General features: G+C 57.6%; 25 protein-coding genes and 1 pseudogene. 4 read left to right on the top strand and 22 right to left on the bottom strand.

Going from position 1 to position 24,842, the window contains the following annotated elements:
* Positions 1 to 18: 18 nt before the first annotated feature.
* The 13 genes and pseudogenes from AC4ANK_RS01750 to AC4ANK_RS01690 all read right to left on the bottom strand — a co-directional run bounded on the left by AC4ANK_RS01750 (position 19) and on the right by AC4ANK_RS01690 (position 11,866).
* Positions 19 to 762 (bottom strand): cytidylyltransferase domain-containing protein, encoded by a 744-nt coding sequence (locus tag AC4ANK_RS01750; protein WP_460384047.1) that lies wholly within the window; start codon positions 760 to 762, stop codon positions 19 to 21.
* Positions 755 to 1,612: an Ldh family oxidoreductase gene (locus AC4ANK_RS01745; RefSeq protein ID WP_460384045.1), complete on the bottom strand. Its 858-nt coding sequence runs from the start codon at positions 1,610 to 1,612 to the stop codon at positions 755 to 757. Before AC4ANK_RS01745 ends, AC4ANK_RS01750 begins: the two co-directional genes overlap by 8 nt.
* Entirely contained in the window at positions 1,581 to 2,234 is a 654-nt protein-coding gene (locus tag AC4ANK_RS01740) for an RraA family protein (protein ID WP_460384043.1), read from the bottom strand. The genes AC4ANK_RS01745 and AC4ANK_RS01740 overlap by 32 nt, the downstream gene beginning before the upstream one ends.
* Entirely contained in the window at positions 2,234 to 3,538 is a 1,305-nt protein-coding gene (locus tag AC4ANK_RS01735) for a 3-deoxy-D-manno-octulosonic acid transferase (protein ID WP_460384041.1), read from the bottom strand. The genes AC4ANK_RS01740 and AC4ANK_RS01735 overlap by 1 nt, the downstream gene beginning before the upstream one ends.
* Positions 3,519 to 3,758 carry a hypothetical protein gene (locus AC4ANK_RS01730; RefSeq protein WP_460384039.1) on the bottom strand — a complete coding sequence of 80 codons (240 nt, stop codon included), beginning with the start codon at positions 3,756 to 3,758 and terminating at the stop codon, positions 3,519 to 3,521. The genes AC4ANK_RS01735 and AC4ANK_RS01730 overlap by 20 nt, the downstream gene beginning before the upstream one ends.
* A 6-nt stretch (positions 3,759 to 3,764) precedes the next feature.
* Entirely contained in the window at positions 3,765 to 4,580 is an 816-nt protein-coding gene (locus tag AC4ANK_RS01725) for an acyl-CoA synthetase family protein (RefSeq protein ID WP_460414682.1), read from the bottom strand.
* A gap of 68 nt (positions 4,581 to 4,648) precedes the next feature.
* Positions 4,649 to 5,629, bottom strand: coding sequence for an IS5 family transposase (locus AC4ANK_RS01720; RefSeq protein ID WP_044424202.1), 981 nt, complete (start codon positions 5,627 to 5,629; stop codon positions 4,649 to 4,651).
* Between the two features lie 53 nt (positions 5,630 to 5,682).
* Positions 5,683 to 5,973: pseudogene (locus AC4ANK_RS01715) on the bottom strand (hypothetical protein); the annotation flags it as partial.
* Between the two features lie 3 nt (positions 5,974 to 5,976).
* Positions 5,977 to 6,174 carry a hypothetical protein gene (locus tag AC4ANK_RS01710; RefSeq protein WP_031597134.1) on the bottom strand — a complete coding sequence of 66 codons (198 nt, stop codon included), beginning with the start codon at positions 6,172 to 6,174 and terminating at the stop codon, positions 5,977 to 5,979.
* A gap of 75 nt (positions 6,175 to 6,249) precedes the next feature.
* Positions 6,250 to 7,221, bottom strand: coding sequence for a thymidylate synthase (locus AC4ANK_RS01705; RefSeq protein ID WP_002555742.1), 972 nt, complete (start codon positions 7,219 to 7,221; stop codon positions 6,250 to 6,252).
* A 52-nt stretch (positions 7,222 to 7,273) separates the two neighbouring features.
* Complete coding sequence (gene lgt / locus AC4ANK_RS01700; protein ID WP_002555743.1) at positions 7,274 to 8,086, bottom strand: prolipoprotein diacylglyceryl transferase; 813 nt, start codon at positions 8,084 to 8,086, stop codon at positions 7,274 to 7,276.
* Between the two features lie 999 nt (positions 8,087 to 9,085).
* Positions 9,086 to 11,365 (bottom strand): phosphoenolpyruvate--protein phosphotransferase, encoded by a 2,280-nt coding sequence (ptsP, locus tag AC4ANK_RS01695; protein ID WP_460384034.1) that lies wholly within the window; start codon positions 11,363 to 11,365, stop codon positions 9,086 to 9,088.
* Positions 11,366 to 11,386: 21 nt separating this feature from the next.
* Positions 11,387 to 11,866, bottom strand: a complete 480-nt coding sequence (locus tag AC4ANK_RS01690) for an RNA pyrophosphohydrolase (protein WP_002555745.1) — start codon at positions 11,864 to 11,866, stop codon at positions 11,387 to 11,389.
* 142 nt (positions 11,867 to 12,008) lie between these two features.
* Between AC4ANK_RS01690 and AC4ANK_RS01685 the strand changes: the two genes are divergently transcribed.
* Positions 12,009 to 12,665 carry a histidinol-phosphatase gene (locus AC4ANK_RS01685; RefSeq protein WP_002555746.1) on the top strand — a complete coding sequence of 219 codons (657 nt, stop codon included), beginning with the start codon at positions 12,009 to 12,011 and terminating at the stop codon, positions 12,663 to 12,665.
* Positions 12,666 to 12,678: 13 nt separating this feature from the next.
* On the opposite strand, the gene AC4ANK_RS01680 is transcribed toward AC4ANK_RS01685, so the two are convergent.
* The gene (locus AC4ANK_RS01680; protein ID WP_002555747.1) at positions 12,679 to 13,107 is read right to left on the bottom strand and encodes a DUF2269 family protein; all 429 of its coding nucleotides are present in this window, start codon (positions 13,105 to 13,107) and stop codon (positions 12,679 to 12,681) included.
* Between the two features lie 284 nt (positions 13,108 to 13,391).
* Positions 13,392 to 14,906: a threonine ammonia-lyase, biosynthetic gene (gene ilvA / locus AC4ANK_RS01675; protein WP_044423796.1), complete on the bottom strand. Its 1,515-nt coding sequence runs from the start codon at positions 14,904 to 14,906 to the stop codon at positions 13,392 to 13,394.
* A 163-nt stretch (positions 14,907 to 15,069) separates the two neighbouring features.
* Here ilvA and rpiA point away from each other — a divergent pair, with 163 nt between their 5' ends.
* Positions 15,070 to 15,741 carry a ribose-5-phosphate isomerase RpiA gene (gene rpiA / locus AC4ANK_RS01670; protein WP_002555749.1) on the top strand — a complete coding sequence of 224 codons (672 nt, stop codon included), beginning with the start codon at positions 15,070 to 15,072 and terminating at the stop codon, positions 15,739 to 15,741.
* A gap of 45 nt (positions 15,742 to 15,786) precedes the next feature.
* Here rpiA and AC4ANK_RS01665 read toward each other — a convergent pair whose 3' ends face one another.
* The 4 genes from AC4ANK_RS01665 to AC4ANK_RS01650 form a co-directional block, all read right to left on the bottom strand.
* The gene (locus AC4ANK_RS01665; protein WP_460384030.1) at positions 15,787 to 16,692 is read right to left on the bottom strand and encodes an SdiA-regulated domain-containing protein; all 906 of its coding nucleotides are present in this window, start codon (positions 16,690 to 16,692) and stop codon (positions 15,787 to 15,789) included.
* A 126-nt stretch (positions 16,693 to 16,818) separates the two neighbouring features.
* Positions 16,819 to 17,763, bottom strand: coding sequence for an SdiA-regulated domain-containing protein (locus tag AC4ANK_RS01660; RefSeq protein WP_002555751.1), 945 nt, complete (start codon positions 17,761 to 17,763; stop codon positions 16,819 to 16,821).
* Between the two features lie 182 nt (positions 17,764 to 17,945).
* Entirely contained in the window at positions 17,946 to 18,611 is a 666-nt protein-coding gene (locus AC4ANK_RS01655; protein ID WP_002555752.1) for a fumarylacetoacetate hydrolase family protein, read from the bottom strand.
* 66 nt (positions 18,612 to 18,677) lie between these two features.
* Positions 18,678 to 20,072: an FAD-binding oxidoreductase gene (locus AC4ANK_RS01650; RefSeq protein WP_002555753.1), complete on the bottom strand. Its 1,395-nt coding sequence runs from the start codon at positions 20,070 to 20,072 to the stop codon at positions 18,678 to 18,680.
* 160 nt (positions 20,073 to 20,232) lie between these two features.
* Here AC4ANK_RS01650 and serA point away from each other — a divergent pair, with 160 nt between their 5' ends.
* Positions 20,233 to 21,462: a phosphoglycerate dehydrogenase gene (gene serA / locus AC4ANK_RS01645; protein WP_002555754.1), complete on the top strand. Its 1,230-nt coding sequence runs from the start codon at positions 20,233 to 20,235 to the stop codon at positions 21,460 to 21,462.
* 122 nt (positions 21,463 to 21,584) lie between these two features.
* Here the strand turns inward: serA and AC4ANK_RS01640 are convergent, their stop codons facing one another.
* Complete coding sequence (locus tag AC4ANK_RS01640; RefSeq protein WP_002555755.1) at positions 21,585 to 22,022, bottom strand: DUF4399 domain-containing protein; 438 nt, start codon at positions 22,020 to 22,022, stop codon at positions 21,585 to 21,587.
* Between the two features lie 136 nt (positions 22,023 to 22,158).
* On the bottom strand, positions 22,159 to 22,794 hold the full coding sequence (locus tag AC4ANK_RS01635; protein ID WP_002555756.1) for a 2OG-Fe(II) oxygenase: 636 nt from the start codon (positions 22,792 to 22,794) through the stop codon (positions 22,159 to 22,161).
* 141 nt (positions 22,795 to 22,935) lie between these two features.
* Between AC4ANK_RS01635 and AC4ANK_RS01630 the strand changes: the two genes are divergently transcribed.
* Positions 22,936 to 23,688, top strand: coding sequence for a DUF2059 domain-containing protein (locus tag AC4ANK_RS01630; RefSeq protein WP_002555757.1), 753 nt, complete (start codon positions 22,936 to 22,938; stop codon positions 23,686 to 23,688).
* Positions 23,689 to 23,702: 14 nt separating this feature from the next.
* On the opposite strand, the gene bipL is transcribed toward AC4ANK_RS01630, so the two are convergent.
* Positions 23,703 to 24,644, bottom strand: coding sequence for a phospholipase BipL (gene bipL / locus AC4ANK_RS01625; protein WP_002555758.1), 942 nt, complete (start codon positions 24,642 to 24,644; stop codon positions 23,703 to 23,705).
* Positions 24,645 to 24,842: the final 198 nt, after the last annotated feature.

Here is a 24,842-nt window from a genome sequence, read left to right as displayed (position 1 = left end):
TCACGATCGGCTCGTTAATTATTTCGGGCGCAGTTCTACTTTCATTCCCGTAGCCAGCGAGAGCTTTTGCACATCTTCATGTGTATTGAGAGAAAAAACATTTCTTTCAGTAATCGAACAATACATGCGCCATCCATTCATCAGAAATCGAAATGACTCATTCTCCTCATTGCGCTCAAGGGCCACAGGACGCGACTGTAAAAAGGACGTCAAAGCGTTACGACTATAGAAATAGAGACCCAGTTGTTGCGCAACAGACGGTCCATAGTATTCCAAAGAAAAGGGCAAATTACGCGCAAAGAAAATTGCATCATGCTGCAGATCATGCAACACCTTTACATTCGCAGCATCGGAAAACGCCAACGGATCAGTAAACGGTTTAGCCAACGTGGCACATTCACATCGCCGCCGCAGACAATCGGCGAGAAACTCAACCATTACGCTCAGTGAGTCCAACCAAATATCGCAGGGGATAAGCAAATAGTTATCTGCAACAACGTCGCGACTCAGTTGTGCAACCCTTTCACTGCCGCTGCGCACCTCTTTTCCCGTGAGTATCGGTGTAATGCGCTCATGAGCAAAATGTTGTAGCACATACTCGGATTCACTGGTTATATAGAGGGGGAAATCATGGGCAAACGCATCGGCGACTTGCCCCATCAACCGCATCAAGAGATAAGAATCGTTCCCGTGCAGGAAAACTTTGCCCGGTATACGAGTAGAAGCCAACCGAGCAGTGATCACAATCGCAATATTATTCATATCGAGTTCCAGGAACATAAGCAGAAGGCTGTTCTTCACGGAACCTCGCCAACTGATGAGTAAGAAAAGCTGTCGCCTCCTTACTGGCCCTGAGGCCAATAAACACGAAGGGATTGTTGCAATGTTCCGCCAGGTTTGCTGGCCGGCGCTGCACAGGTTGTTGGGTCAAAAGTACCATCAGAAACTGAATTGCGATCGCCAGCCCAGCACCTTTGTGCCCTCCCATCGGCAGGATTGCCCCATCGCTGTTTGCTTGAACCGCATTATCTGCAAACTCCCCTTGCGCAACCAGCACCTTGCCCTCAAATGCTTGCGCTGTGGCGTAAGCGAGTGCTTGACGAACGCTGCACACGCCCAATGAGGTTTCAAAAGAAAGACTTACGCCATCATCACCAGGTAAAGCCAGTGCAAGCAAATTGTTACCCACCTGCCGCTCTGCAAGATCGCCAACCGACATGACCGGGTGTGTGGACTGAAAGCCAATCGCGATATGGCCTTTACGGGCAATTTCTCGCAGATGGAAGCCTATCGCACCAATATGTGCAGATTTGTCACATACGACGTAATCCAACTCCAGATCTGCCAGCGATGCGCACAAATGCTCTGCACAGCGCTTGGCGGAAAGAACCCCTACAAGGCAGGAGTTATTAAAATGCCGACCCGCAGGAGCAATTCCACCGGAGAAAAGTAATCCTTCGCGCATCTGATGCAGAATAATGTCCACGCCATGGGCGTCATCGGATCTGGAACGGGAATACTCAAGAAAGCGCTCGACGTATTCCCTGTGCTCGATGGGCAAGCGATCCAATAGCGCTTGTTCAGACAACGCCATTTCTCTGGAAGGCTTCATTTATATTCATGCCCTTCTCCATCTCGGCGATGGCAAGGCGTTCACGGACATGAATCTTGTAAGCAGTCTCGATTAATTCGTCTTTGATAGTCGAAGGTATCAAGATAATACCGTCGGCATCGGCCACAATGTAATCACCTGGCGAGCACTTTACTACTGTACCGCGCAGGCCCGGCATCTCGATATCCGTTTGCCAATGACCAATGCAATACTCGGATCCGGACTCGAATGGCGAGGCGAATTCGCAGAACACAGGGAAATCCATCTTCCTGACGGCAGTAACATCTCGGCAGCCACCGTTTACTATCACTCCGGCAGCGCCCTTGACCCTTGCCCCGGTCGACATAAGTTCGCCCCAGTTGCCGATCCCCTTGCCTCCACCCGTAGAGACAACAACAACTTGCCCTTGCTGGATCTGCTCGAAAAATTCCCGGGAATTGATCTTCTGCTCGTGCGTGACATTGGCGATTCCTTGCAGAGTAAATACTTCGCCGAAGACCACGGAACGCTTATCCAAAGGGCGAATCGCAAGATCTAAAACTTGGGGCACACATCCAAGCCGCTCCAAGCTATCGAAAACAACGCTAGAGCCAATCCAGCTGACAATTTCTTCCTTAACCATCAGTTATTCCTCAACAGGCTAAAATAATGTTCCATTTCTTTTTTTCTTGCTGCAATTGCTTTTGGATATCGGTCTACGACCTCATTCCTGGTGGCAGGGGCATCCAAGTAGAAGTACAGGCGTTCAAGCAAGCTGTCACCGATGTACCCTTGCCCCTCCATTCCGTACGTCTTCATGAAAATCGCTATATCAAGCTGCGCTTCTATATACGGGCCATGCAGACTCACCGCACCGCATTGGAGCGGCTCCAACAGATTGTGCCCTTTCAGTGACGGATCAAAACTGCCACAAACGACCCCCACCAATGACTGGTTATATGCCTTTAACAAAGTACCAAACTGGGCCAGCACCACTACGTCATCGGTGACAGCCATGGCTTCTTCGAATTCTTTCGTGAATAGTGGCTGCAAGCCTTGGGCTTTCAAGGCTTGTACTAACAGTTGTGCATCATCTGGATGGCGAGGAACGAAAAGAATTCTACAGGCAGGGCGCGAGCGACGAATCTCGGCTGCCAGCGTGGCCAGATAAGTAAACTCCACGTCATGACAGCTACCAAAACATAGCTGAAACCTGTCCGCGGCATGCGATTGAACAGTGTCGCTGGAAGTCAGCAACTTCAAGCTACCCGTAACGCTCATTTTTTCGGGCCTGACGCCAATGTTCGATAATTCGTTTAGCTCGTGCTTATGCTGTAAGTGAATTTCAGTAAACATGTTGAGCATGACAGCAGATAGGTAGGATGTTTTTTTATACGCGCTCATTGAGGACTTGGAAAAATGCCCATTTATCAGCAGAGCTGGAATTTTCAATATTCGCGCGCACAACAAAAGCCCTGGCCAAATATCATGCTCGATGACATAGATCTTACGAACCTTTAGCGCACGCAGCAAACCTAACATGAAGGGAAGCCAATCAAGAGGCATATATCTGACGTCTTTCGTATTGCCAAACATGCTCGCCAGATACTGGTATCCTGACAGGGTGGTTACAGTGATAAAAACGCGGTAGCGACTGCGGTCCAGTCGCTTCGCCAACTCCCACGCTACTTTGGCTTCACCCAAGGACACCGCGTGAATCAAAACCGCGCCCTGCTGATCAACACGACGGTTTTGCCATTTGAATAGCCCCTTCCCCAGCAGTCGTTGCTTCAGACGCTCACGCTCAGGCTCACACTCACCAGCCCGAGTCCTACGCGCTTGCCACAACAAGACAGGAAGTAAGACTGTCAAAACTAACTGATAGAACGCTATGCACAATCCAAAGCAGAGGCCTGGCGTGAACTTATTAATATTTCTCAAAGACATACATGAAATCCGCGGGCGTTCTAATTTCGATTTGACCCAATCGTGCAACATTCAACTCGAGCTCTGGCTGCCTGCGCGCGACAGCCAGCAACTCAACCAACACGACTGAATCGATAGCGCCCGATTTGAATAGGTCGGACGTCAGCATCACTTGATGATGTTCGCCACACACATCGAACAGCAAGGCTTTAAATTTTTCAAAGTCCATCATCTTATCCATATTACATTAGTTCAGCTGTGAAAGCATCCGCTTGCCATCGACTTTGCCGTGGATCGTCTTCGGTACGACCTTCACAACCTCCACTCGAGCCTCGGTCGGCTTGAAACTGGAGCCTTCTAGGATCTCTGCCAGCGATCGCTCCACCACATCAGCCTCTTCACGGGAAGATACGATGAAGACTGGTTGACCCTTCAAAAAACATACGGTGATCGCAACGACAGACAAGTAGCGATCCGCGATAAAATTCGCTCGACACTTAAATACATGAATCCAAATAGAAATTTCAAGCCCTAAAGAACTATCGACTCGGCCACAATAAAAATACTCTCCATCACGGAATTGAAAGATATCAAGATTATGATAAATAGAGGGGCACTCGAAGAAAGCACCTTCCTGGCTATATCCACTCATCAAAGTCTTGCTCTGCACCGCCAAATGAAAATAGTCATTACCCAGTGAGAAGCGCCCCAACTTCGTAACTACATCCCAACGTTCGCCTACAGAGATGAACATGTCACGATGTAGCTGCTCAGTAATATCGGCCGATAATACATTATGTAGCTCACAGGCTCCATAGACTGTGAAGAACCGGGCCTGCGGAAACAGCTTTGTTACACGATGGCGACCAAATAATGTTTCGCCGGTGAGCACGAACGTGCTGACACCTCTGAACCCCTCCCCGTCAGTGCTATATATCAACAAATCAAAGAATGAAGGAGTTAACTGCAGAAAATTAATGCGCTCTCTTTCGACCAGCGGCGCTAGGGATGCTCCGATCAACTTGCCGCGCAGCGGTGGCAAGCCGTAATTTGCCAGGCACATAGCGCTATTTTTCTGAAAACGGTCTGATGCAGTGTGAGTCGAGCGCGTTTTTCGCTCGGTTTTCCGTGTTAAGCGCGCAACTCACCCAAACCCATTAGTCGCTTTCGAGCCATCCACAGGTTCGACAGGGCGAACAGCGTGGTCAGTTGGGCCGTGTTTTTCATCAGCCCACGAAAGCGTACTTTCACGTAACCAAACTGGCGCTTGATGACCCGAAACGGATGCTCGACCTTGGCGCGTGTCTGCGCTTTGCAGTACTCGATCTTGCGCTTGGCTTTGTACAACAGGCTGCGTTTGTTCAGCTTGGAATACGTGCTGCGCCGCGCCGCGATTTGCCAGATCACGTTACGATTTTCGTGCTCTTCACGCTTCTCGACACCGGTGTAGCCAGCGTCCGCATAGACCGCGTTTTCTTCCCCGTGGAGCAGTTCGGCGACTTGAGTGACATCGGCCACATTGGCCGCAGTGCCATGGACGTGATGAACCAGTCCAGACTCAACGTCAGCGCCGATGTGGGCCTTCATACCGAAGAAATACTGGTTACCCTTCTTTGTCTGATGCATCTCGGGATCACGCTCGCCGTCTTTGTTCTTGGTCGAGCTTGGGGCATGAATAATGGTGGCATCGACGATGGTGCCCTGGCGCAGCGACAGGCCTTTTTCCTGCAAATAACCGTTGATGACCGCGAGGATTGCAGGAGCCAGTTGATGTTTCTCCAGCAGGTGCCGGAAGTTCATGATCGTGGTGTCTTCCGGTATCGGCGCACTCAACGTCAGGCGTGCAAACTGGCGCATGGGGGTGATTTCGTAGAGCGCTTCTTCCATGGCCGGATCACTCAGGGAGAACCAGTTCTGCAGCAGGTGAATGCGCAGCATGGTTTCCAGCGGATAAGGTTTTCTGCCACCGCCGGCCTTGGGGTAGAACGGTTCGATCAGGCCCAGCAGACCTGTCCAGGGGACGACCTGATCCATCTCGGCGAGGAAGCGTTCGCGGCGTGTCTGCTTGCGCTTGCTGGCATATTCGAAATCGGAAAAGCTCATCTGGCTCATGGGAGGCTCGGATCAGGTGGTCAGGCGATTTTCGCATAACCGGGACTTGTTCGGAGATTCCCTAAGGCACCCATGAAGTCGGTGTTCACGGCAAAACAGACTGGCGAGGCCGCGTTTGCCGCTTGCAGCCATTTGGGGCACAGCACACCCCAGTCATGCGAGAACAGGCCTGCAAGGACTGCAGTGACACACATGGCCGCTACAAAGCAGTAAATACCGTATCGCCCCACCTGCAAGTAAAGCATCTGGCCTTCATAGCGATGCAGCCTGCAGTAAACGGTGGGATCCTTCAGGCACACCAAAAAGCCGCTGACAAGTAGTGGCAGCAGAAGTAAAAAAGCCATTTATCAGGATTGGGCTTGAGGAGTGACCAGTTTTTTAGCCTTATCGCGTGAAGAGCGAACCAAGGCTTCGATTTCTTTGGCGTCCATGGACATGCGCCCCCCCCTTACCACAAGAGTGTCGATGCTCTTGATTGCCTGCATGAGTGCTGCGTCTTCAGCCTTCTTCGTATCACTACGATGTCCAATCCGATTGAAAAACATAGTCGATTCCATTGAACAAGGTCAGGGGTGTGCGCTGAAACTATAGCACAGCGCTAGATTCGTTCTCTTACGGGCTCAAACCGCCATCGGCGCCGTCATTGCCGGATGGTGCTGGTAGCCCTCCAGTGTGAAGTCGGAAGGCTCGATCAGCTCCAGCCACTCAGGCTGATACACACCGGTCTTGGCAAACTCGGGCACGCGGTCGGAGATCACCAGTTTCGGCATCGGGTACGGCTCGCGGGTCATCTGTTCGTTAAGCATGTCCAGGTGGTTTTCGTACACATGGGCGTCCCCTATGAAATAGGTAAACCAGCGCGGCGTGTAGCCAGTCAGGCGACCGATCAAGCTCAGCAGTGCAGCGCCTTCGGTCAGGTTGAACGGCGTGCCGAGGCCCAGGTCGTTGGAACGGATGTACAGCGTCAACGAGATTTCGCGGGTCTGCGGGTTCGGGTGCAGCTGGTACAGCAGGTGGCACGGCGGCAGGGCCATTTCATCGAGCTGTGCGCAGTTCCAGCCGTGGAACAGGATCCGGCGGCTGCCTGGGTCATTGATGATGGTGTCGACGCATTGGCGAATCTGGTCGATGGCCTTGTACAGCACTACGAACGACTGGCCGTCCTCTTCCGATTCGGCAATCTGGCGATAACCCTGACCAAGCGCCAGTTCGATGGCTGCGACATTGCCGGCATCGATACGCTTGTAGGCAGGCCACTTGCGCCACTGCACGCCATAGATTTCGCCCAAGTCATCCTCGCCCTTGCGGAACGGGTTGTTCAGCCACTGGGCGTTTTCGTTGGCGTTCTGGTCCCAGACCTTGCAGCCCAGCTCGCGGAATTCGGCAGCATTGTTCACGCCACGCAGGAAGCCGACCATCTCGCCGATGGCCGATTTGAAGGCCATGCGCCGCGTGGTGATCGCCGGAAAACCTTCCTGCAAGTCATAACGCAGCATCGCACCCGGAAAGCTGATGGTGTTCACGCCGGTACGGTTGGCTTGCAAGGTCCCGTGCTTGATCACATGTGCGACCAGTTCCAGATATTGCTTCATAAATCACCTGCCTTGTTGAACGCGCCGGGTGCTGACACCCGGCGTTTCGGTATTAAGCCGCTGCCTTGCTGGCAGCCGGGTCGCGCTTGTAGGCCAGCCAGATCAGGAACAGGCCGGCAATGACCATCGGCAGACTGAGGATCTGACCCATGGTCACCCATCCCCACGCCAGATAGCCCAACTGGGCGTCAGGGACGCGGACGAACTCGACCACAAAGCGGAAGATGCCGTAGAACAGCGCGAACATGCCGGAAACGGCCATGGTCGGGCGCGGCTTGCGAGCGTAAAGATTGAGGATGATGAACAGTGCAACGCCTTCCAATGCGAACTGATAGAGCTGCGAAGGATGACGCGCCAGTTGCGCAGGGTCGCTGAACGGCGGGAAAACCATCGCCCACGGCACGTCGGTCGGCTTGCCCCACAGCTCGGCATTGATGAAGTTACCGATACGCCCGGCCCCCAGGCCGATCGGCACCAGCGGGGCGACGAAGTCCATCAGCTGGAAGAAGCTCTTGCCGTTGCGTTTGCCAAACCACCAGGCCGCAATCATCACACCGACAAAGCCGCCATGGAACGCCATGCCGCCCTTCCAGACCTCGAATATCAGTAGAGGATTGGCGATGTAGGCAGACAGGTCGTAGAACAGCACATAGCCCAGCCGCCCGCCGACGATCACGCCCATGGCCAGCCAGAAAATCAGGTCGGAGAGTTTTTCCTTGGTCCAGGTCGGGTCGAATTTGTTGAGACGACGCGACGCGAGCAGCCAGGCGCCACCGATGCCGACCAGGTACATCAACCCGTACCAGTGAATTTGCAGCGGGCCGATAGCGACGGCTACCGGGTCAATCTGCGGGTAAGGCAGCATTGCGACTCCTCAATTGGAACGCCCTTGCGAGCGATTGAATCAGGCGCGCATGTTACCGGAGCCCGGCAGGATGCTCTAGCGGCGACCGATGGAAGCCGCCTGAACGAAGTGAAAAAAGATGCGCCTGATGTGTCTGGTGGTGACGAAGCGGGGGTTATCGCTCCCACGCTCCGCGTGGTAGCGCCTTTCTGGACGCTCTGCGTCCGATCTTGAGTCTGCGGTGCGGTGCAGATTTGTGACGCGGAGCGTCACGCAAGGCATTCCTACGCTGGAGCGTGAGGAACGATCACCTCACTATCGTGCGGCGCTCTGCGTCGCATGCAGTTCTGGACGCTCTGCGTCCGATCTTAACAGGCGGCGCGGCACAGATTTATGACGCGGAGCGTCACCCACGGCATTCCCACGCTGGAGCGTGAGGAACGATCACCTCACTATCGTGCGGCGCTCTGCGTCGCATGCAGTTCTGGACGCTCTGCGTCCGATCTTGAGCGGGCGGCGCGGCGCAGATTTGTGACGCGGAGCGTCACCCACGGCATTCCCACGCTGGAGCGTGAGGAACGATCACCTCACTATCGTGCGGCGCTCTGCGTCGCATGCAGTTCTGGACGCTCTGCGTCCGATCTTGAGCGGGCGGCGCGGCGCAGATTTGTGACGCGGAGCGTCACCCACGGCATTCCTACGCTGGAGCATGAGGAACGATAATCTCGACTATCGTGCGGCGCTCTGCGTCGCATGCAGTTCTGGACGCTCTGCGTCCGATCTTGAGCGGGCGGCGCGGCGCAGATTTGTGACGCGGAGCGTCACCCACGGCATTCCTACGCTGGAGCGTGAGGAACGATCACCTCACTATCGTGCGGCGCTCTGCGTCGCATGCAGTTCTGGACGCTCTGCGTCCGATCTTGAACAGGCGGAGCGGCACAGATTTGTGACGCGGAGCGTCACGCAAGGCATTCCTAAGCTGGAGCGTGAGGAACGATAGTTCTGTAACTATCGTGGCGCTTAGTGCCCTTTGACCGAGCTCGGGTTGATCATCCGCGACAGGCCGAGGTTTTTCAGCGCCAGTTGCAGGGAGCTGCTGATGACTTGCGGGTTGTCGTTGGTCATCAACTGCGCAAGCAGCTCCTTGGCTTTGCTGAGGTTGATCTGACGCAGCATCCACTTCACTTTCGGCAGGTTGGTGGCGTTCATCGACAAGCTGTCAAAACCCATCGCCATCAGCAGCACAGCCGCAGCCGGGTCGCCGGCCATCTCGCCGCAGATGCTGACCGGCTTGCCCTCGGCATGTGCATCACGCACCACGCTTTGCAGGGCCTGGAGCACGGCCGGGTGCAGGTAATCATAAAGATCGGCCACACGCGGGTTGTTGCGGTCGACCGCCAGCAGGTATTGGGTCAGGTCGTTGGAGCCTACCGAGAGGAAGTCGACCTGACGCGCCAGATCGCGGGTCTGGTAGACCGCCGCAGGCACTTCGATCATCACGCCCACAGGCGGCATCGGCACGTCGGTGCCTTCGTCGCGCACCTCACCCCACGCCCGGTGGATCAGGTGCAGCGCTTCTTCCACTTCGTGGGTGCTGGAGATCATCGGCAATAGAATGCGCAGGTTATTCAGGCCCTCGCTGGCCTTGAGCATGGCGCGGGTCTGGACTAGGAAGATTTCCGGGTGATCGAGAGTGACGCGAATACCGCGCCAGCCCAGAAACGGGTTGTCTTCCTTGATCGGGAAGTAGGACAGCGACTTGTCGCCGCCGATATCCAGGCTGCGCATGGTCACCGGCAGCGGATGGAAGGCGGCCAGTTGCTCACGATAAATCGCCAGCTGTTCCTTTTCACTCGGGAAACGCTGGTTGATCATGAATGGCACTTCGGTACGGTACAGCCCCACCCCTTCGGCACCGCGCTGCTGAGCGCGAGCGACATCAGCCAGCAGGCCGGTATTGACCCACAGCGGCATGCGATGGCCGTCAAGGGTCACACAGGGCAGTTCACGCAGGGCATCCAGGCCTTGGGAAAGCTGGCGCTCCTCCTCGACCACCTTGCCGAACTGCTTGCGCATGATTTCGCTGGGGTTGGTGAAGACTTCGCCGTGATAACCGTCGACCACCAGATCGATGCCGTCGACCTTGGAGTAAGGGAAGTCCACCAGCCCCATGACCGTGGGAATGCCCATGGCCCGCGCCAAAATCGCAACGTGGGAGTTGCCGGACCCCTGAACCGATACAAGACCCACCAGCTTGCCTTCCGGCACCTCGCCCAGCATGGCCGGGGTCAATTCTTCACTGACCAGAATCGTGTTGTCGGGGTAGACCAGCGCCTGCTGCCGCGCTTCCTGCAGGTAGGCCAGCAGGCGACGGCCCAGGTCCTTGACGTCCGAGGCTCGCTCCCGCAAGTAGGCATCGTCCATCAGTTCGAAACGTTTGACGTGCTCGCTGACCACCGAGCGCAAGGCACCCTGCGCCCACTGGCCGGTCTTGATGACATCGGTCACTTCGCTGCCCAGCGAGGCGTCATCGAGCATCATCAGGTAAACATCGAACAGCGCGCGCTCTTCGGGGCGCAGCTGGGTGGCGAGCTTGGCTGACAGGGTGCGCATGTCATTGCGCACGCCTTCCAGCGCGTTCTGGAACAACGCCAGCTCGGCGGCGATGTCAGTGACGGTCTTGTCCGGCACCACCTCCAGATCGGCAGGCGGCAGCATGACCACTGCCACACCTACAGCAGCGCCCGGCGAACCGGCCACACCGACGAACTTGGCTTCCTGAATGCCCTTGCCCTGGCGACCCAGACCGCGGATCGAGCCGGTGGCTTCGGCATGGGCAATAACGCCCGCCAGTTGCGCGCTCATGGTCACAAGGAAGGCTTCTTCGCCCTCGTCGAACTGACGACGCTCCTTTTGCTGGATCACCAACACCCCCACCACGCGACGGTGGTGGATGATCGGCGCGCCCAGGAACGAGGCGTAACGCTCTTCACCGGTCTCGGCAAAATAGCGATAACGAGGGTGATCTGCGGCGTTTTCGAGGTTCAGCGGTTCTTCACGCATGCCAACCAGACCGACAAGGCCTTCATTCGGCGCCATGCTGACTTTGCCGATGGAGCGCTTGTTGAGGCCTTCGGAGGCCATCAGCACAAAGCGGTTGACCTCGGCATCGAGCAGATAGACCGAGCAGACCTGGCTGCCCATGGCCTCCTTGACGCGTAACACAATAATGCCCAACGCCGCCTTGAGATCCTTGGCGGAGTTAACTTCCTGGACGATCTTGCGCAGCGTATTGAGCATGGCTCGGGGTCGAACTCCGTGTCAGTCGCGCGATAACAGGCGCGGGGCAAGCTCTTTGAGTGCGCGTCGATACACCTCGCGCTTGAATGTCACCACCTGGCCTAACGGGTACCAATAACTGACCCAGCGCCAGCCATCGAACTCCGGTTTACCGGTCAAATCCATCCGCACCCGCTGCTCGTTGGAGATCAGGCGCAGGAGAAACCATTTTTGCTTCTGGCCGATACACAGCGGCTGGCTGTGCGTACGGACCAGGCGTTGCGGCAGACGATAGCGCAACCAGCCCCGAGTGCAGGCAAGTATTTGCACATCATGTCGTTCCAGCCCGACTTCTTCATTCAATTCACGATAAAGCGCGTCTTCCGGCGTCTCCTGCGGGTTGATTCCACCCTGAGGAAACTGCCAGGCATCCTGGTTAATACGCCGAGCCCATAGGACCTGACCAGCATCGTTTGTCAGAATAATCCCGACATTAGGACGGAAACCATCGGGGTCGATCACGGCAACAACCTCGCAAACGCATGTCGCCGCATTGTTCCACAAAGGCGATCAAACCAGCAACGAGGCTTATCACCTTATGTGAAGACTTGTGAAAACCTCGTATTCTGGGACTCTTTTTTCAACTATTTCAGCGAGTAACCCTATGCGTCTGGCTTTATTCGACCTCGACAACACGCTTCTGGGCGGCGACAGCGACCATGCCTGGGGCGATTATCTGTGCCGACGCGGAATCCTCGATGCCGCAACCTACAAGACCCGCAACGATGAGTTCTATCAGGATTACCTGGCCGGTACGCTGAACATGACCGACTACCTGAATTTTACCCTGGAGATTCTGGGCAACACTGATATGGCGCAACTGGAGGAATGGCACCGCGACTTCATGCGCGACTGCATCGAGCCGATCATGCTGCCCAAGGCGCTGGAATTGATCGCCAAACACCGCGACGCAGGCGACAAGCTGGTGGTCATTACCGCTACCAATCGCTTTGTGACCGCACCGATTGTGGCGCGGCTGGGCATCAATACACTGCTGGCAACCGAATGCGAGATGGTTGATGGTCGTTACACAGGCCGTACTACGGGCGTTCCGTGCTTCCGTGAGGGCAAGGTGACACGCCTCAATCAGTGGCTTGAAGACAACGCGTTCAGCCTTGAGGACAGCTATTTCTACAGCGACTCGATGAACGACCTGCCGCTGCTGGAGCAAGTGGCCAACCCGGTTGCGGTCGATCCGGACGATAAATTGCGTGCCGAAGCCGAGCGACGCGGCTGGCCGGTTATCACCCTGCGTAACTGAACGTCGGCACTGCTCAGGCCGGTTTGAAGCCCATCAGACCGGCCATCGCCACAAAGCACACGACGCTGATCACCGTCAGCGCGAAGGTGAAGCCGCGCTTGCCACCTTTGGCACCAAGACGCAACCGGTTGAGCCTGGCCACCAGCCAGACCCAACTGCACAGCCCCAGGGTGTAAAGCACACTGCTGCCCAGCACCCAGGTCTGGCCCAGTGACAGGCCTTTCAAATGCACCAGCCACCAGCCACTGAACGGCAGCGTCGCCAGACACAAGGCCATCAACACCCAGAAAAACAGCAACGGCCGCTTGAGCAGACGATTCTGCACGGTCGTGTCGCCTTCAAGACGCACCTTGACCACCCCGCTGGCCAACACCAGCGCGCTGATCAGCAACAGCGCAATGGCGACGATGTGCAGGGTATTAAGGGTGGTGATGGGTTCCATGACGCGGTGTTCCTCTGGAATCGGGCTTGGGTGAGTTTAGCAGTGTGGACACAAGAGCCGTGCCTTAAGCGCTATCGCGCCCGTGCTCCACGTGGGCAAGCCGGTCTGGACGCTCCGCGTCCTCTTGCGACGCAGAGCGTCGTGAACTGCATTCCCACGCTGGAGCGTGAGGAACGAGGGGGATAACGTTACCGCTATCGTGCGACGCTCTGCGTCGCATGCCGTTCGGGACGCTCTGCGTCCTCTTGTGACGCGGAGCGTGAGGAACGGGAGTATCTAAGGCCTCAGCCCAAAAACAGCCTGTACGCCGGGTTCTCGCTCTCGTCCCAATACGGGTAACCAATCTCGTCCAGCGCTGCGCCCACCAGATGCCGCTCTTCCTCCGGCACCACCAGCCCGGCAACCACCCGGCCGTCAGCAGCGCCGTGGTTGCGGTAGTGGAACATGGAGATGGTCCAGCGGCCGCCCAGGCGGTTGAGGAAGTTGAACAGCGCGCCCGGTCGCTCCGGGAACTCGAAGCGCAGCACCACTTCATCATTGACCCGCTCGGCATGCCCGCCGACCATGTGGCGGATGTGCAGTTTGGCCAGTTCGTTGTCGGTCAGGTCCAGCACCGGGAAGCCCTGGCCGGTCAGGCTGGCGATCAGGGCGCTGCGTGGGTCGTTCTCGGGATGGGTCTGCACGCCGACGAAGATGTGCGCCTCGCGATCAGTGTGATAGCGGTAGTTGAATTCGGTGATCTGCCGCTTGCCGATGGCCTCGCAGAACGCCTTGAAGCTGCCCGGTTGTTCAGGAATCGTCACGGCAATGATCGCCTCGCGGCCTTCGCCCAGCTCTGCACGTTCGGCCACGTGACGCAAACGGTCGAAGTTGACGTTGGCTCCGGAGTCGATGGCCACCAGTGTCTGACCGCTGATGCCGCGCTGCTCGACATATTTCTTGATCCCGGCAACACCCAGCGCGCCCGCAGGCTCGGTGATCGAGCGGGTGTCGTCGTAGATGTCCTTGATCGCCGCGCAGATCTCGTCGGTGCTGACGGTGATCACTTCATCGACATAATGGCGGCACACTTCGAAGGTGTGATGGCCGACCTGCGCGACCGCCACGCCATCGGCAAACAGCCCGACCTGGCTCAGCACCACGCGCTCCCCGGCGGCCATCGCCGCTTGCAGGCAGTTGGAGTCGTCCGGCTCGACGCCGATCACCTTGATCTCCGGGCGCAGGTATTTCACATACGCTGCGATACCGGCGATCAGACCGCCGCCCCCGACCGGAACAAAGATCGCATCCAGCTGCCCCGGCTGCTGACGAAGAATCTCCATCGCCACGGTGCCTTGCCCGGCAATCGTATCGGGGTCGTCATACGGGTGGATGTAGACGAAACCCTGTTCGTCGACCAGTTTCAGCGAATAGGCCAGCGCCTCGGGGAAGGAGTCGCCGTGCAGCACCACCGTGGCGCCCCGTGAGCGCACGCCTTCGACCTTGATTTCCGGGGTGGTGCGCGGCATGACGATAGTCGCCAGAATGCCCAGTTCACGCCCTGCCAGTGCCAGACCTTGCGCGTGGTTACCCGCCGAGGCCGTGACCACGCCGCGTGCGGCCTCTTCTGCGGTCAATTGCGCCAGCTTGTTGTACGCGCCGCGAATCTTGAAGGAGAACACCGGCTGCAGGTCTTCTCGTTTTAGCAGCACCTGATTGCCCAGCCGCTCGGACAGCTGGCGAGCGCCGTGCAGCGGGGTTTCGACCGCCACGTCGTACACGCGGGAGGTGAGGATTTTCTTGACGTACTGTTCAAGCATCGGGGTGGCATCACTGACGAAGCGGGCAAGGTCGGGAAGTCTACTCTGCGCACCGAAAGACGACCATACGAATGACAGGGCTTTGCGGCGCAGTCGCCGCTATAATGCGGGCCTTTTTTACATACCCCCTCTTTTTACCTACATCAGGCACCGTGGAGCCCGCATGACCCAGGATCAACTCAAACAGGCAGTCGCCCAGGCAGCTGTCGACTTCATCCTTCCGAAGCTCGATGACAAAAGCATTGTGGGCGTCGGCACCGGCTCCACGGCCAATTGCTTTATTGATGCGCTGGCTAAACACAAGGCGGCATTCGATGGCGCAGTCGCCAGCTCGGAAGCTACCGCCGCGCGCCTCAAGGGCCATGGCATTCCGGTGTATGAGCTGAACACGGTCAGCGATCTGGAGTTCTATGTCGACGGAGCCGACGAAAGCGACGAGCACCTGAACCTGATCAAGGGCGGCGGCGCGGCACTGACTCGCGAGAAAATCGTAGCGGCCGTGGCCAAGACCTTCATCTGCATCGCCGACGGCAGCAAGCTGGTGCCGGTGCTGGGCGCGTTCCCGCTGCCGGTCGAAGTCATTCCGATGGCCCGCAGCCATGTTGCGCGACAACTGGTGAAACTGGGCGGCGACCCGGTTTATCGCGAAGGTGTTCTAACCGACAACGGCAATATCATCATTGATGTGCACAACATGAGCATCACCAATCCGGTGGAGCTGGAAGCACAGATCAACGCCATCGTCGGCGTGGTCACCAATGGCCTGTTCGCCGCCCGTCCGGCCGACCTGTTGCTGCTGGGCACCACCGAAGGCGTGAAAACCCTGACGCGCTGATAAAACCGGTCGTGCCCACGCAAGGTGGGCATGACCCTCACAGGCTCAAGGCTTGCGGAACACGTAAAACAGGTTCGGCTCGCTCACCAGATACAGCGTCCCTTCTGCGTCCATAGCCATCCCTTCAGCCTGCGGCACGTCCTTGCTCAGCCCCATCGCCCCTTTTGCCAGCGAGCCGCTGCCAATCGGATGACCGCTGGTGTCGAGTTCAAGAATGCGCTTCGACTCATCGGACAAGGCCAGCAAATGGCCGCTGGTTTCATCGAATTGCAGGCTGGAAAGGTCACGAACCGACAGTCGGCCATCGCGCTTGCTGTTGGAGATGACCTGCAGATTGCCGGGAGCCTCGGAGTTGGTTCTGGGAAAGCCGCGCACTTCGATGATCTGCACCGGATCACGCTCGCGGGCGACAAACAGGCGCTTGCCGACCGAATCATAGGCCAGCCCTTCATAGCCCTTGTTGCCACTGGCGGTGATGCCCAGCGTCAATTGTTCTGCCTGGGCGGCGTCCAGACTTTTGGTGTTGTCATCGACGTGAATCTGAATCAGCCGGAGCCGGCGCTCATCGCTGATCACATAAGTGCCCGGGCTGATGTATTCGACAGCCTCGGCATCACCGAGCCCGACCAGCGGAATGCGCCGCAGCACACGACCGTCCAGGCTCAGCTCGACCAGTTCGGGGGTCTGGTTGGTCACCGTAAACAGGCTCTTGCGGTCCGGGTCGTAGCTCAGGCCCGAGACATCATCCTGCAGCCCGTCGATCACCTGTGCTTCGGTGACGACGCGGTACTGATCCAGGCCAATGGACTGAAGCGAGTCGGACTGCCAGAACACCTGCCAGTCGAACAGGGCACTTTCAACATAGCGGTATCGCTGATTGGCGATCACGAACACAACGATCAGGGGTACAAGGGCCAGAAGCAGGACTAAAGAGCGAGTAGAGCGACGCATGAAGGGTGACTCGAACAGATTGAGCGGACGGGATTGATACCATGCCATCCTGAAAGCAAGCTTAATGGCATGGTGCTATATTTTTGCCGATTGTGTATCGGCGACCTGTGTAGTTGCCGTCCTGGCTCAGTGCTTGTGAAGCACCCGGTGAAACGAATAGAACAGGTTCGGTTCGCTGACCATGTACAGCGTACCGGCCTCATCAAGGGCCACGCCTTCTGCGCGCGGAATTGTGTCCTTCAAACCGTTCATGCCGCCCAGCAGGGTCATGAAGCTTACCTGCTCGCCTTGCTCGTCGACTTCCAGCAACAAGTGCGAATCGGCAGACAGCGCGAGCATGTGGCCGGTGCGCGGGTCGATGCTCAATGACGACAGATTGCGCATGTCCAGCGAGCGACTCGACAGCGGTTGCTTGTCGCCTTTCAGCACGTCACTGCCATCACTTTTCCAGGTGTACAGCGCGGGAGGTCGCTCCTCGCCCAGTATCAGCTGCTGACGCTGCGGGTCCCAGGCGATACCTTCGAAGCCCTTGTTCTGGTTGGCAGACTTGCCCAGTTCGTACTGGGGGAAATCCGCGATGTTCAGGGTGGTGGTGTCGGCGTTCACTTTAACGATGGTCAACTTGTGTTGGCGCTCATCAGTGATCGCAATCAGGCCATCGTTCATGACGGCAACACCTTCCGGATTGCTCCAGCCCACCAGCGGGATCTTGCGCATTACATCGCCCGTGAGCGTCAGCTCCACCAGAAACGCATTTTTGCCCATGACCGCAAACAGCGTTTTGGTCACCGGGTTATAGGACAGGTCCGACGCCTCGTCCTTTTCCATGCCCGGCAGCACCTTTGCGTCGATATCCACATGGTAGTCCGGCAGCCAGATACTGGCGTGACGACCTGCCTTGCTCTCGAACCGCTCCTGAAACCAGAGCAGCGCGCGATCATCCCAATGCATGATGAAGGCCAGCCCATAGCCCAGCAAGACAACCACTAACAACCACGAGTACCAGCGCATGTTGCGTAAGTAAGCGAAGCGTTTTTTGTTGCGAGGCGGCGTTGCGGCAGTACTGGCCATTCATGTGTTCCTGAGCAAATGAGACTTCATGACGACGTGGTGCCCTTGCAGGGACGGCCGGATTATCCAGAACAGGTGTGAAAAAAACGCAAAATCGGCTGAACTATCAGTCACTCCACAAACAAAAGCCACCCGGGAGTGATCCCGCGTGGCTTTGGGTGCAGCCTGAAGATGCTGTCGGGTTACCTGACGACGCTCTCGAACGGCGTCTGCCCGACCAGTTCCAGCGCGATCTGGTCGCCGGCTTCGAACGGCCCGACACCGGCAGGCGTGCCGGTCATGATCAGGTCACCGGCCTGCAGCGAGAAGTTGGCTGCCATGTGCTGGATCATCGGCACGATCGGGTTGAGCATCATGTTGCTGTTGCCGTCTTGAACCACCTTGCCATTGAGGGTCAGGCGGATACCGATGTCCTCCAGATCTGGGAAGGTCTCGGCGGGCACGAACGGCGGAATCACCGCAGCGCCGTCGAAACACTTGGCCAGCTCCCATGGAAGGCCTTTCTCACGCAGACGCGACTGCACGTCACGCAGGGTCAGGTCCAGGCCGGGCGCAAAGCCGCTGATCGCGTCCAGCACTTCTTCGCGCGAAGGGTTCTTGCTCAGGGGCTTGCCGATCAACACCACGATCTCTGCTTCGTAATGCACCGAGCCGCGGTCTGCCGGGATAGTGAAGCCACCCTCCAGCGCAACCACCGCGCTGCCGGGTTTCATGAACAGCAGTGGCTCGGTAGGCACCGCGTTGCCCAGTTCCTTGGCGTGTTCGGCGTAGTTACGCCCGATGCAGACCACTTTACCCAGCGGGAAGTGAATGTTGGTGCCATCGACATATTTGTGCTGGTAGCTCATGACGTCTCCTGAGGCTGTAAGAGGTAGCCTGCTTATTGTTGCGACGGATCAAAAGGTTGCGACGGATCAAACGGCGAAGATTTTGCCGGGATTCATGATCCCGTTGGGATCGAACACCGCTTTCAACGCCTTCATGTATTCGATTTCGATCGGCGAGCGACTGTACGTTAAATAGTCACGTTTGGTCATCCCGACACCATGCTCGGCCGAAATCGAGCCGTTGTACTTTTCGACAGTCTCGAATACCCACTTGTTGACCCGGGCACATTTGACGAAGAACTCGTTCTTGTCGAGGCCTTCGGGCTTGAGGATGTTCAGGTGCAGGTTGCCGTCGCCAATGTGGCCGTACCAGAGCACTTCGAAGTCTGGGTAGTGTTCGGCAACGATCGCGTCGATTTCAGCCAGAAACTCCGGCACTTTCGAGACAGTGACCGAGATATCGTTTTTGTACGGTGTGAAGTGCGAGATGGTTTCGGAGATGTACTCGCGTAGCTTCCACAGGTTGCGTAATTGCTGTTCGCTCTGGCTCATCACGCCGTCCAGCACCCAACCCTGCTCGACGCAGTGCTCGAAGGTCGCCAGGGCCTGATCGGCCAGGTCGTCGGTGGTCGCTTCGAACTCCAGCAACACATAGAACGGGCATGGCGTGTCGAAAGGCGACGGCACATCACCGCGCGCCATGACCCGGGCGAAGGATTTGTCCGAGAAGAATTCGAAGGCGGTCAGGTCGAGCTTGCCGTGAAAGGCATGCAGCACCGGCATGATCGAGTTGAAGTCCGAGGTGCCCAGCACCATCGCTGTGAGGTTCTTCGGCGCACGGTCCAGGCGCATGGTCGCTTCGACGACAAAGCCCAGCGTACCTTCGGCACCGATGAACAACTGGCGCAAATCGTAGCCGGTGGCGTTCTTGATCAGGTCCTTGTTCAGCTCCAGCAGGTCGCCCTTGCCGGTGACCACCTTGAGGCCCGCGACCCAATTGCGCGTCATGCCGTAGCGAATGACCTTGATACCGCCCGCATTGGTGCCGATATTGCCGCCGATCTGGCTGGAGCCCGAAGAAGCGAAGTCGACCGGATAATAAAGGCCGCTCTCTTCAGCCAGCGCCTGTAATTGCCGGGTGATCACGCCAGGCTGACAGACCGCCGTCCGGTCGGTGAGATTCAGATCCAGCACCTGATTCATGTAATCGAACGAGACGACCACTTCACCGTTGGCAGCCACCGCGGCCGCCGAAAGCCCGGTTCGTCCACCCGAAGGCACCAGCGCCACGAGCCGCTCATTGGCCCAGCGTACGATGGCCTGCACCTGTTCGGTGGTCTTGGGGAATACGATGGCCAGTGGCGCAGGAGTGAACTGCTTGGTCCAGTCCTTGCCGTAAGTTTCCAGAGAACCGGCATCGGTGAGTACCTTGCCGGGGTCAACCAGGGTCTGCAGCTCATCAATCAAAACGCGATCGGTCATTGAATCAACTCTCGAACGATTCATGGGCATCCTGAGAACGGTTCACGTTCGGGATGAGGTTTCGCGGGGCTCATATGCTAGCATACGCCCCCCGTGAGTCGTGCCCAGAGCCGAACCGGGCACCCCCTGCCAATTTTCTTCGGGACACAGGTTTACGCAGATGAGCAAGACTTCCCTCGACAAGAGCAAGATCAAGTTCCTTCTTCTCGAAGGCGTCCATCAGTCCGCTGTCGACGTCCTCAAGGCAGCCGGCTACACCAGCATCGAGTACCACACCAAGTCTCTGCCGGAAGCCGAACTGAAAGAAAAGATCGCCGACGCACACTTCATCGGTATCCGCTCCCGCACTCAGTTGACCGAAGAGCTGTTCGATTGCGCCAAGAAACTGGTTGCCGTCGGCTGCTTCTGCATCGGCACCAACCAGGTTGACCTCAATGCAGCGCGTGAGCGCGGTATTGCAGTGTTCAATGCGCCCTACTCCAACACCCGCTCGGTAGCAGAACTGGTGCTGGCCGAGGCGATCCTGCTGCTGCGCGGTATCCCTGAGAAGAACGCTTCCTGCCACCGTGGCGGCTGGATCAAAAGCGCGGCCAACTCTTTCGAAATCCGTGGCAAGAAGCTCGGCATCATTGGCTATGGCTCGATTGGTACGCAGTTGTCGGTGCTGGCCGAAGGCCTGGGCATGCAGGTGTACTTCTACGACACGCTGACCAAGCTGCCACTGGGCAACGCGACTCAGGTGTCCAGCCTGAACGAGCTGCTGGGCATGTCCGATATCGTTACCCTGCACGTGCCGGAAACCTCGGAAACCCAGTGGATGATCGGCGAAAAAGAAATTCGCGCGATGAAAAAGGGCAGCATCCTGATCAACGCGGCTCGCGGCACAGTCGTTGAACTGGACGCCCTGGCCGACGCGATCAAGGACAAGCACCTGATCGGCGCTGCAATCGACGTGTTCCCGGTCGAGCCACGCTCGAACGACGACATCTTCGAAAGCCCGCTGCGTGGCCTGGACAACGTGATCCTGACCCCGCACATCGGCGGTTCCACTGCCGAAGCACAGGCCAACATCGGTCTGGAAGTCGCAGAAAAGCTGGTCAAGTACAGCGACAACGGTACGTCGGTATCGTCGGTCAACTTCCCGGAAGTGGCCTTGCCTGCTCACCCCGGCAAGCATCGCCTGCTGCACATCCACGAGAACATCCCGGGCGTGCTCAGCGAGATCAACAAGGTCTTCGCCGAGAACGGCATCAACATCTCCGGTCAGTTCCTGCAGACCAACGAGAAAGTCGGTTACGTGGTCATCGACGTCGACGCCGAGTACTCCGACCTTGCCCAGGCCAAGCTGCAACAGATCAAAGGCACCATCCGCAGCCGCGTTTTGTTCTGACCCGAGCGCCGTGCCCACCCCGTGTGGGCACGATCAGTGTTCTTCCGGGCACCTATCGTTCCTCACGCTCCAGCGTGGGAATGCCGTCCGTGACGCTCTGCGTCATACAAGCACTGACAGCCCTACTTCACATTGATCGTGATCTTCTTCGACTCGACCGACGGGTTCAGCGGCATGTGGCCTTTGTCGCCCATCAGTAATTGCAATGTGTGCTGACCAGGCGGCAGGTTGATTTCGGTTTCGGTCTGGCCCTTGCCGAAGTGACGGATGTTGTCACTGACCGGCAGCGGCGCATCCATCGCTGGCTGGTCGTTCACATCGATCAGCAGGTGATGGTGACCGGTATCGGGAACATCCACACCCGCAGGTGCGACGCCCATGCCTTTGAGACCGAATTGCACCTTGAACGGTGAGGTCACGGTTTCACCGTCCTTGGGCGAGATGATGTACACCTCGGCGCCTTCAGGGGATGCAGTGCGTGGCATATCGGCGGCGCTGACCAGCATGGATGCGCTGAGCAACAGGCCCGCGACCATCGTTCCAGAAAATAAGGATTTCATGATTGCTCCGGTTGCAGTTGACGTAAGTCGACCCTCACACAACAAATCCGTCGGTTCAGGAGTGCTCAAGATAGACCGCAGCCGGGCTCAATGGCTCACTGCATTGATGAAACAGTTTTCATGAACAGGCAACAGGTCACTGAAACAGCTCGTTACCGCGGCGCCTGAACCAGCCCGTCAGTGACAGTCGATCACGGCTGGCAGGCATGACTTCATGGGGAATTTCACCGGACAGAAAAACCACCAGGCAACCGCCTGTAGGCTGGACGTCGTAAGCCACATCGTCCTTGAGGTACATGCGCAACTGGCCGCCATGCTCGGGCAGCCAGGCATTGTTGAGGTAAAGCACCGCCGACACCATGCGCTTGTCATCATCGCGAAAGCGATCCACATGCCTGAGGTAGCGGGCACCCGGTGGATACAGCGCAAAATGGCTTTCGTAGTCCTCCAGCCCCAGGAAAAGGCCGCGATTGAGCGCCTGACGCAGGCTTTCCATCAATTCCAGATAGCTGTCGCAACACTGCACCTGCCCCGCTTCAAGCCACTGAATGCGGTCACCACGAATGCCTTCGCGTATTTCCTGCGCTGCGCCCTTGCCAATAGCGGCAGGCTCGAGCTCGCCTTCGGCAGCACGTTTTCGGCACTCTTGCTCAAGTTCAAGAGTCAGAGCTTCGGGCAGGAAAATATTCTGCTGCGACCAGCCGTTGGCGGCCAGGTCGTCGACGATTCGCAACAGCAGTGGGTGGTCAGAGGGTATGCGCATGGCGTGCATAGTATCGATAAGCCATGAAATCCGACAGAGGCGTATACATGTGGTATCACACGCGTGAGATTTCACTCGCCGACGGCACTCATAACTCGACAAATCCACGCTAACACCCGGAGAATAGCGGCCTGCCGACAGGAGTCCCCAATGCGTCGTTTGTTTGTTTTGCTGTTGATGTTCTGCACCTCCCCTGCCTGGGCAGACAGCTACGATCAGTTGTACAAGGCCGCAGGCTGGCCGGAACAGCGCGCGCATTTCAACGATGCTCTCAAGGCTGCCCAACAGCGCTACAGCAACAACCTGCCGCCTGCGGTTTATCAAGCGCTGGTCAATAACAGCAATCAGCGTTTTTCCCCCCAGGCCATGGACCAGCGCGCGTCCAGGCGCCTGCGTGAAAGCCTCAAGGACCCTACACCGTCGCTGCAATTTTTTCAGTCGCCGCTGGGTCGCAAGATCGTCAACGCCGAACTGACCGCAACCCGCGCCGACCAACTGGCCAAGCACGCGCAAGGGCTGCCGCATATCGAAGCGGACGCCACGCGTCAGTTGCTGATTGGCCATCTGGCCCAGGCGCTGCCAGCCAGGCAGGCTGGTGCGGAAGTCAGCCTTGCCATCGCAGGCGTTGCCGCCGACAGCCTGAGCCAGATGATTCCCGGCCTGTTGGGCGGCGGTCAGGCGCAAGGCATGCTCGAAGGCCAGCGCGAAAGGCTGATGGCGCAGATCAGCGCCGACCTGAACAACACGCTGCTGTATGTGTACCGCGACCTGTCCGACCCTGAACTTGAAGAGTTCTCGACCTTCGCCGAGTCGCCGGAAGGCAAAGCCTATTATCAGGCAGCACTGGCTGCGATTCGCGCCGGTCTGGCCGTCGGGCAGAGTGCGTCGAGCCTGAACCCCTGATCGGTACCGACGGCTTAGCGCAAACGCCCTTCCAGAAAATCAAAGTACCTTGCCCGTAACTCCGGCGATTCATTGGCCAGATGATGCCGGGCGTGCCCCAGCATCAGGATCTGCGGCTGGCTGAACTTGCCTTTCAGAACCGTGAGGTTGTGAGACCAGTCGACCGTCAGGTCCGCCTCGCCCTGAATGATCAACGGGCTGCGCAGGCTCCGCGGCGCGCGCTCAATACGCACAATCCATTGCGACAACGCGCCGACCCAGGCAGTGGGCAGGCGACGCGGCTGCAAAGGGTCCGCCAGGAGAAAAGGCAGGAACGCAGGCGCATTGGAGTTTTCGGTGAAACGCCGGGCAATGCCGTTTACGAACGGCTTGAGCAGGTGATAACTCAACCGCGACCATCCCCAGGCCCTTGGCCTGACCAGCGGTGCCAGCAGGATTACCTCACCTTGCGCAGGCGTGTCGTGCCCCTGATGGAGCAGGTGATCGGTAACGATGGCACCGCCCATGCTTTGTCCGCACAGGTGCCAGGGATGTGGCAGCCCAAGGCCTTCGGCTTCAGACAGCAGACGTTGCAACACCAGTTGGTATTCGGCGAAGTCATTGATATAGGCGCGACTGCCGCTCGACAGACCATGCCCCGGCAGGTCGCAGGCGATCACGGCAAAGCCTTGCTCCAGAGCCCACTCGATCACATGCCGGTACAGGCCCATGTGGTCATAGAAGCCGTGAAACAGAAACAGCGTGGCGACCGGATTGTCAGGCAGCCAGACCTGCCCGACCACCTCATAGCCCGCCACATCGAGGCGCCCCAGCCAGCTGCGTATGACGTTTTCGCCACACAGTCCGGCAAGACCGTAGAAGCGCTGATAGGCCAGTCCCTCCATGGAAAGCGGATCAATAACGCTCAGCGGCAGCAGGCTGGCACGCAGGTTATCGGGGTCGAACGTGACGGACATGTGGTTTCCAGATTTCAACAAATGACTCGTAAAGTTGTGTAACGATATTCTTCTGTCTGCCCCGGCATGGCAAGCTAAGCGGCTGTAATCGCAGACATCTGTCATTGAACGTGCACATTGCTGTCTGCACACTGGGCGATGCTCGCGAGCTCACCTGCCCGAATTCGCCCTGAAGCCGTTTCGAACGGGCTCTTGTGT

It is taken from the genome of Pseudomonas sp. Pmew2, from assembly GCF_058129885.1.
This window is presented reverse-complemented; position numbering and strand designations above follow the sequence as displayed.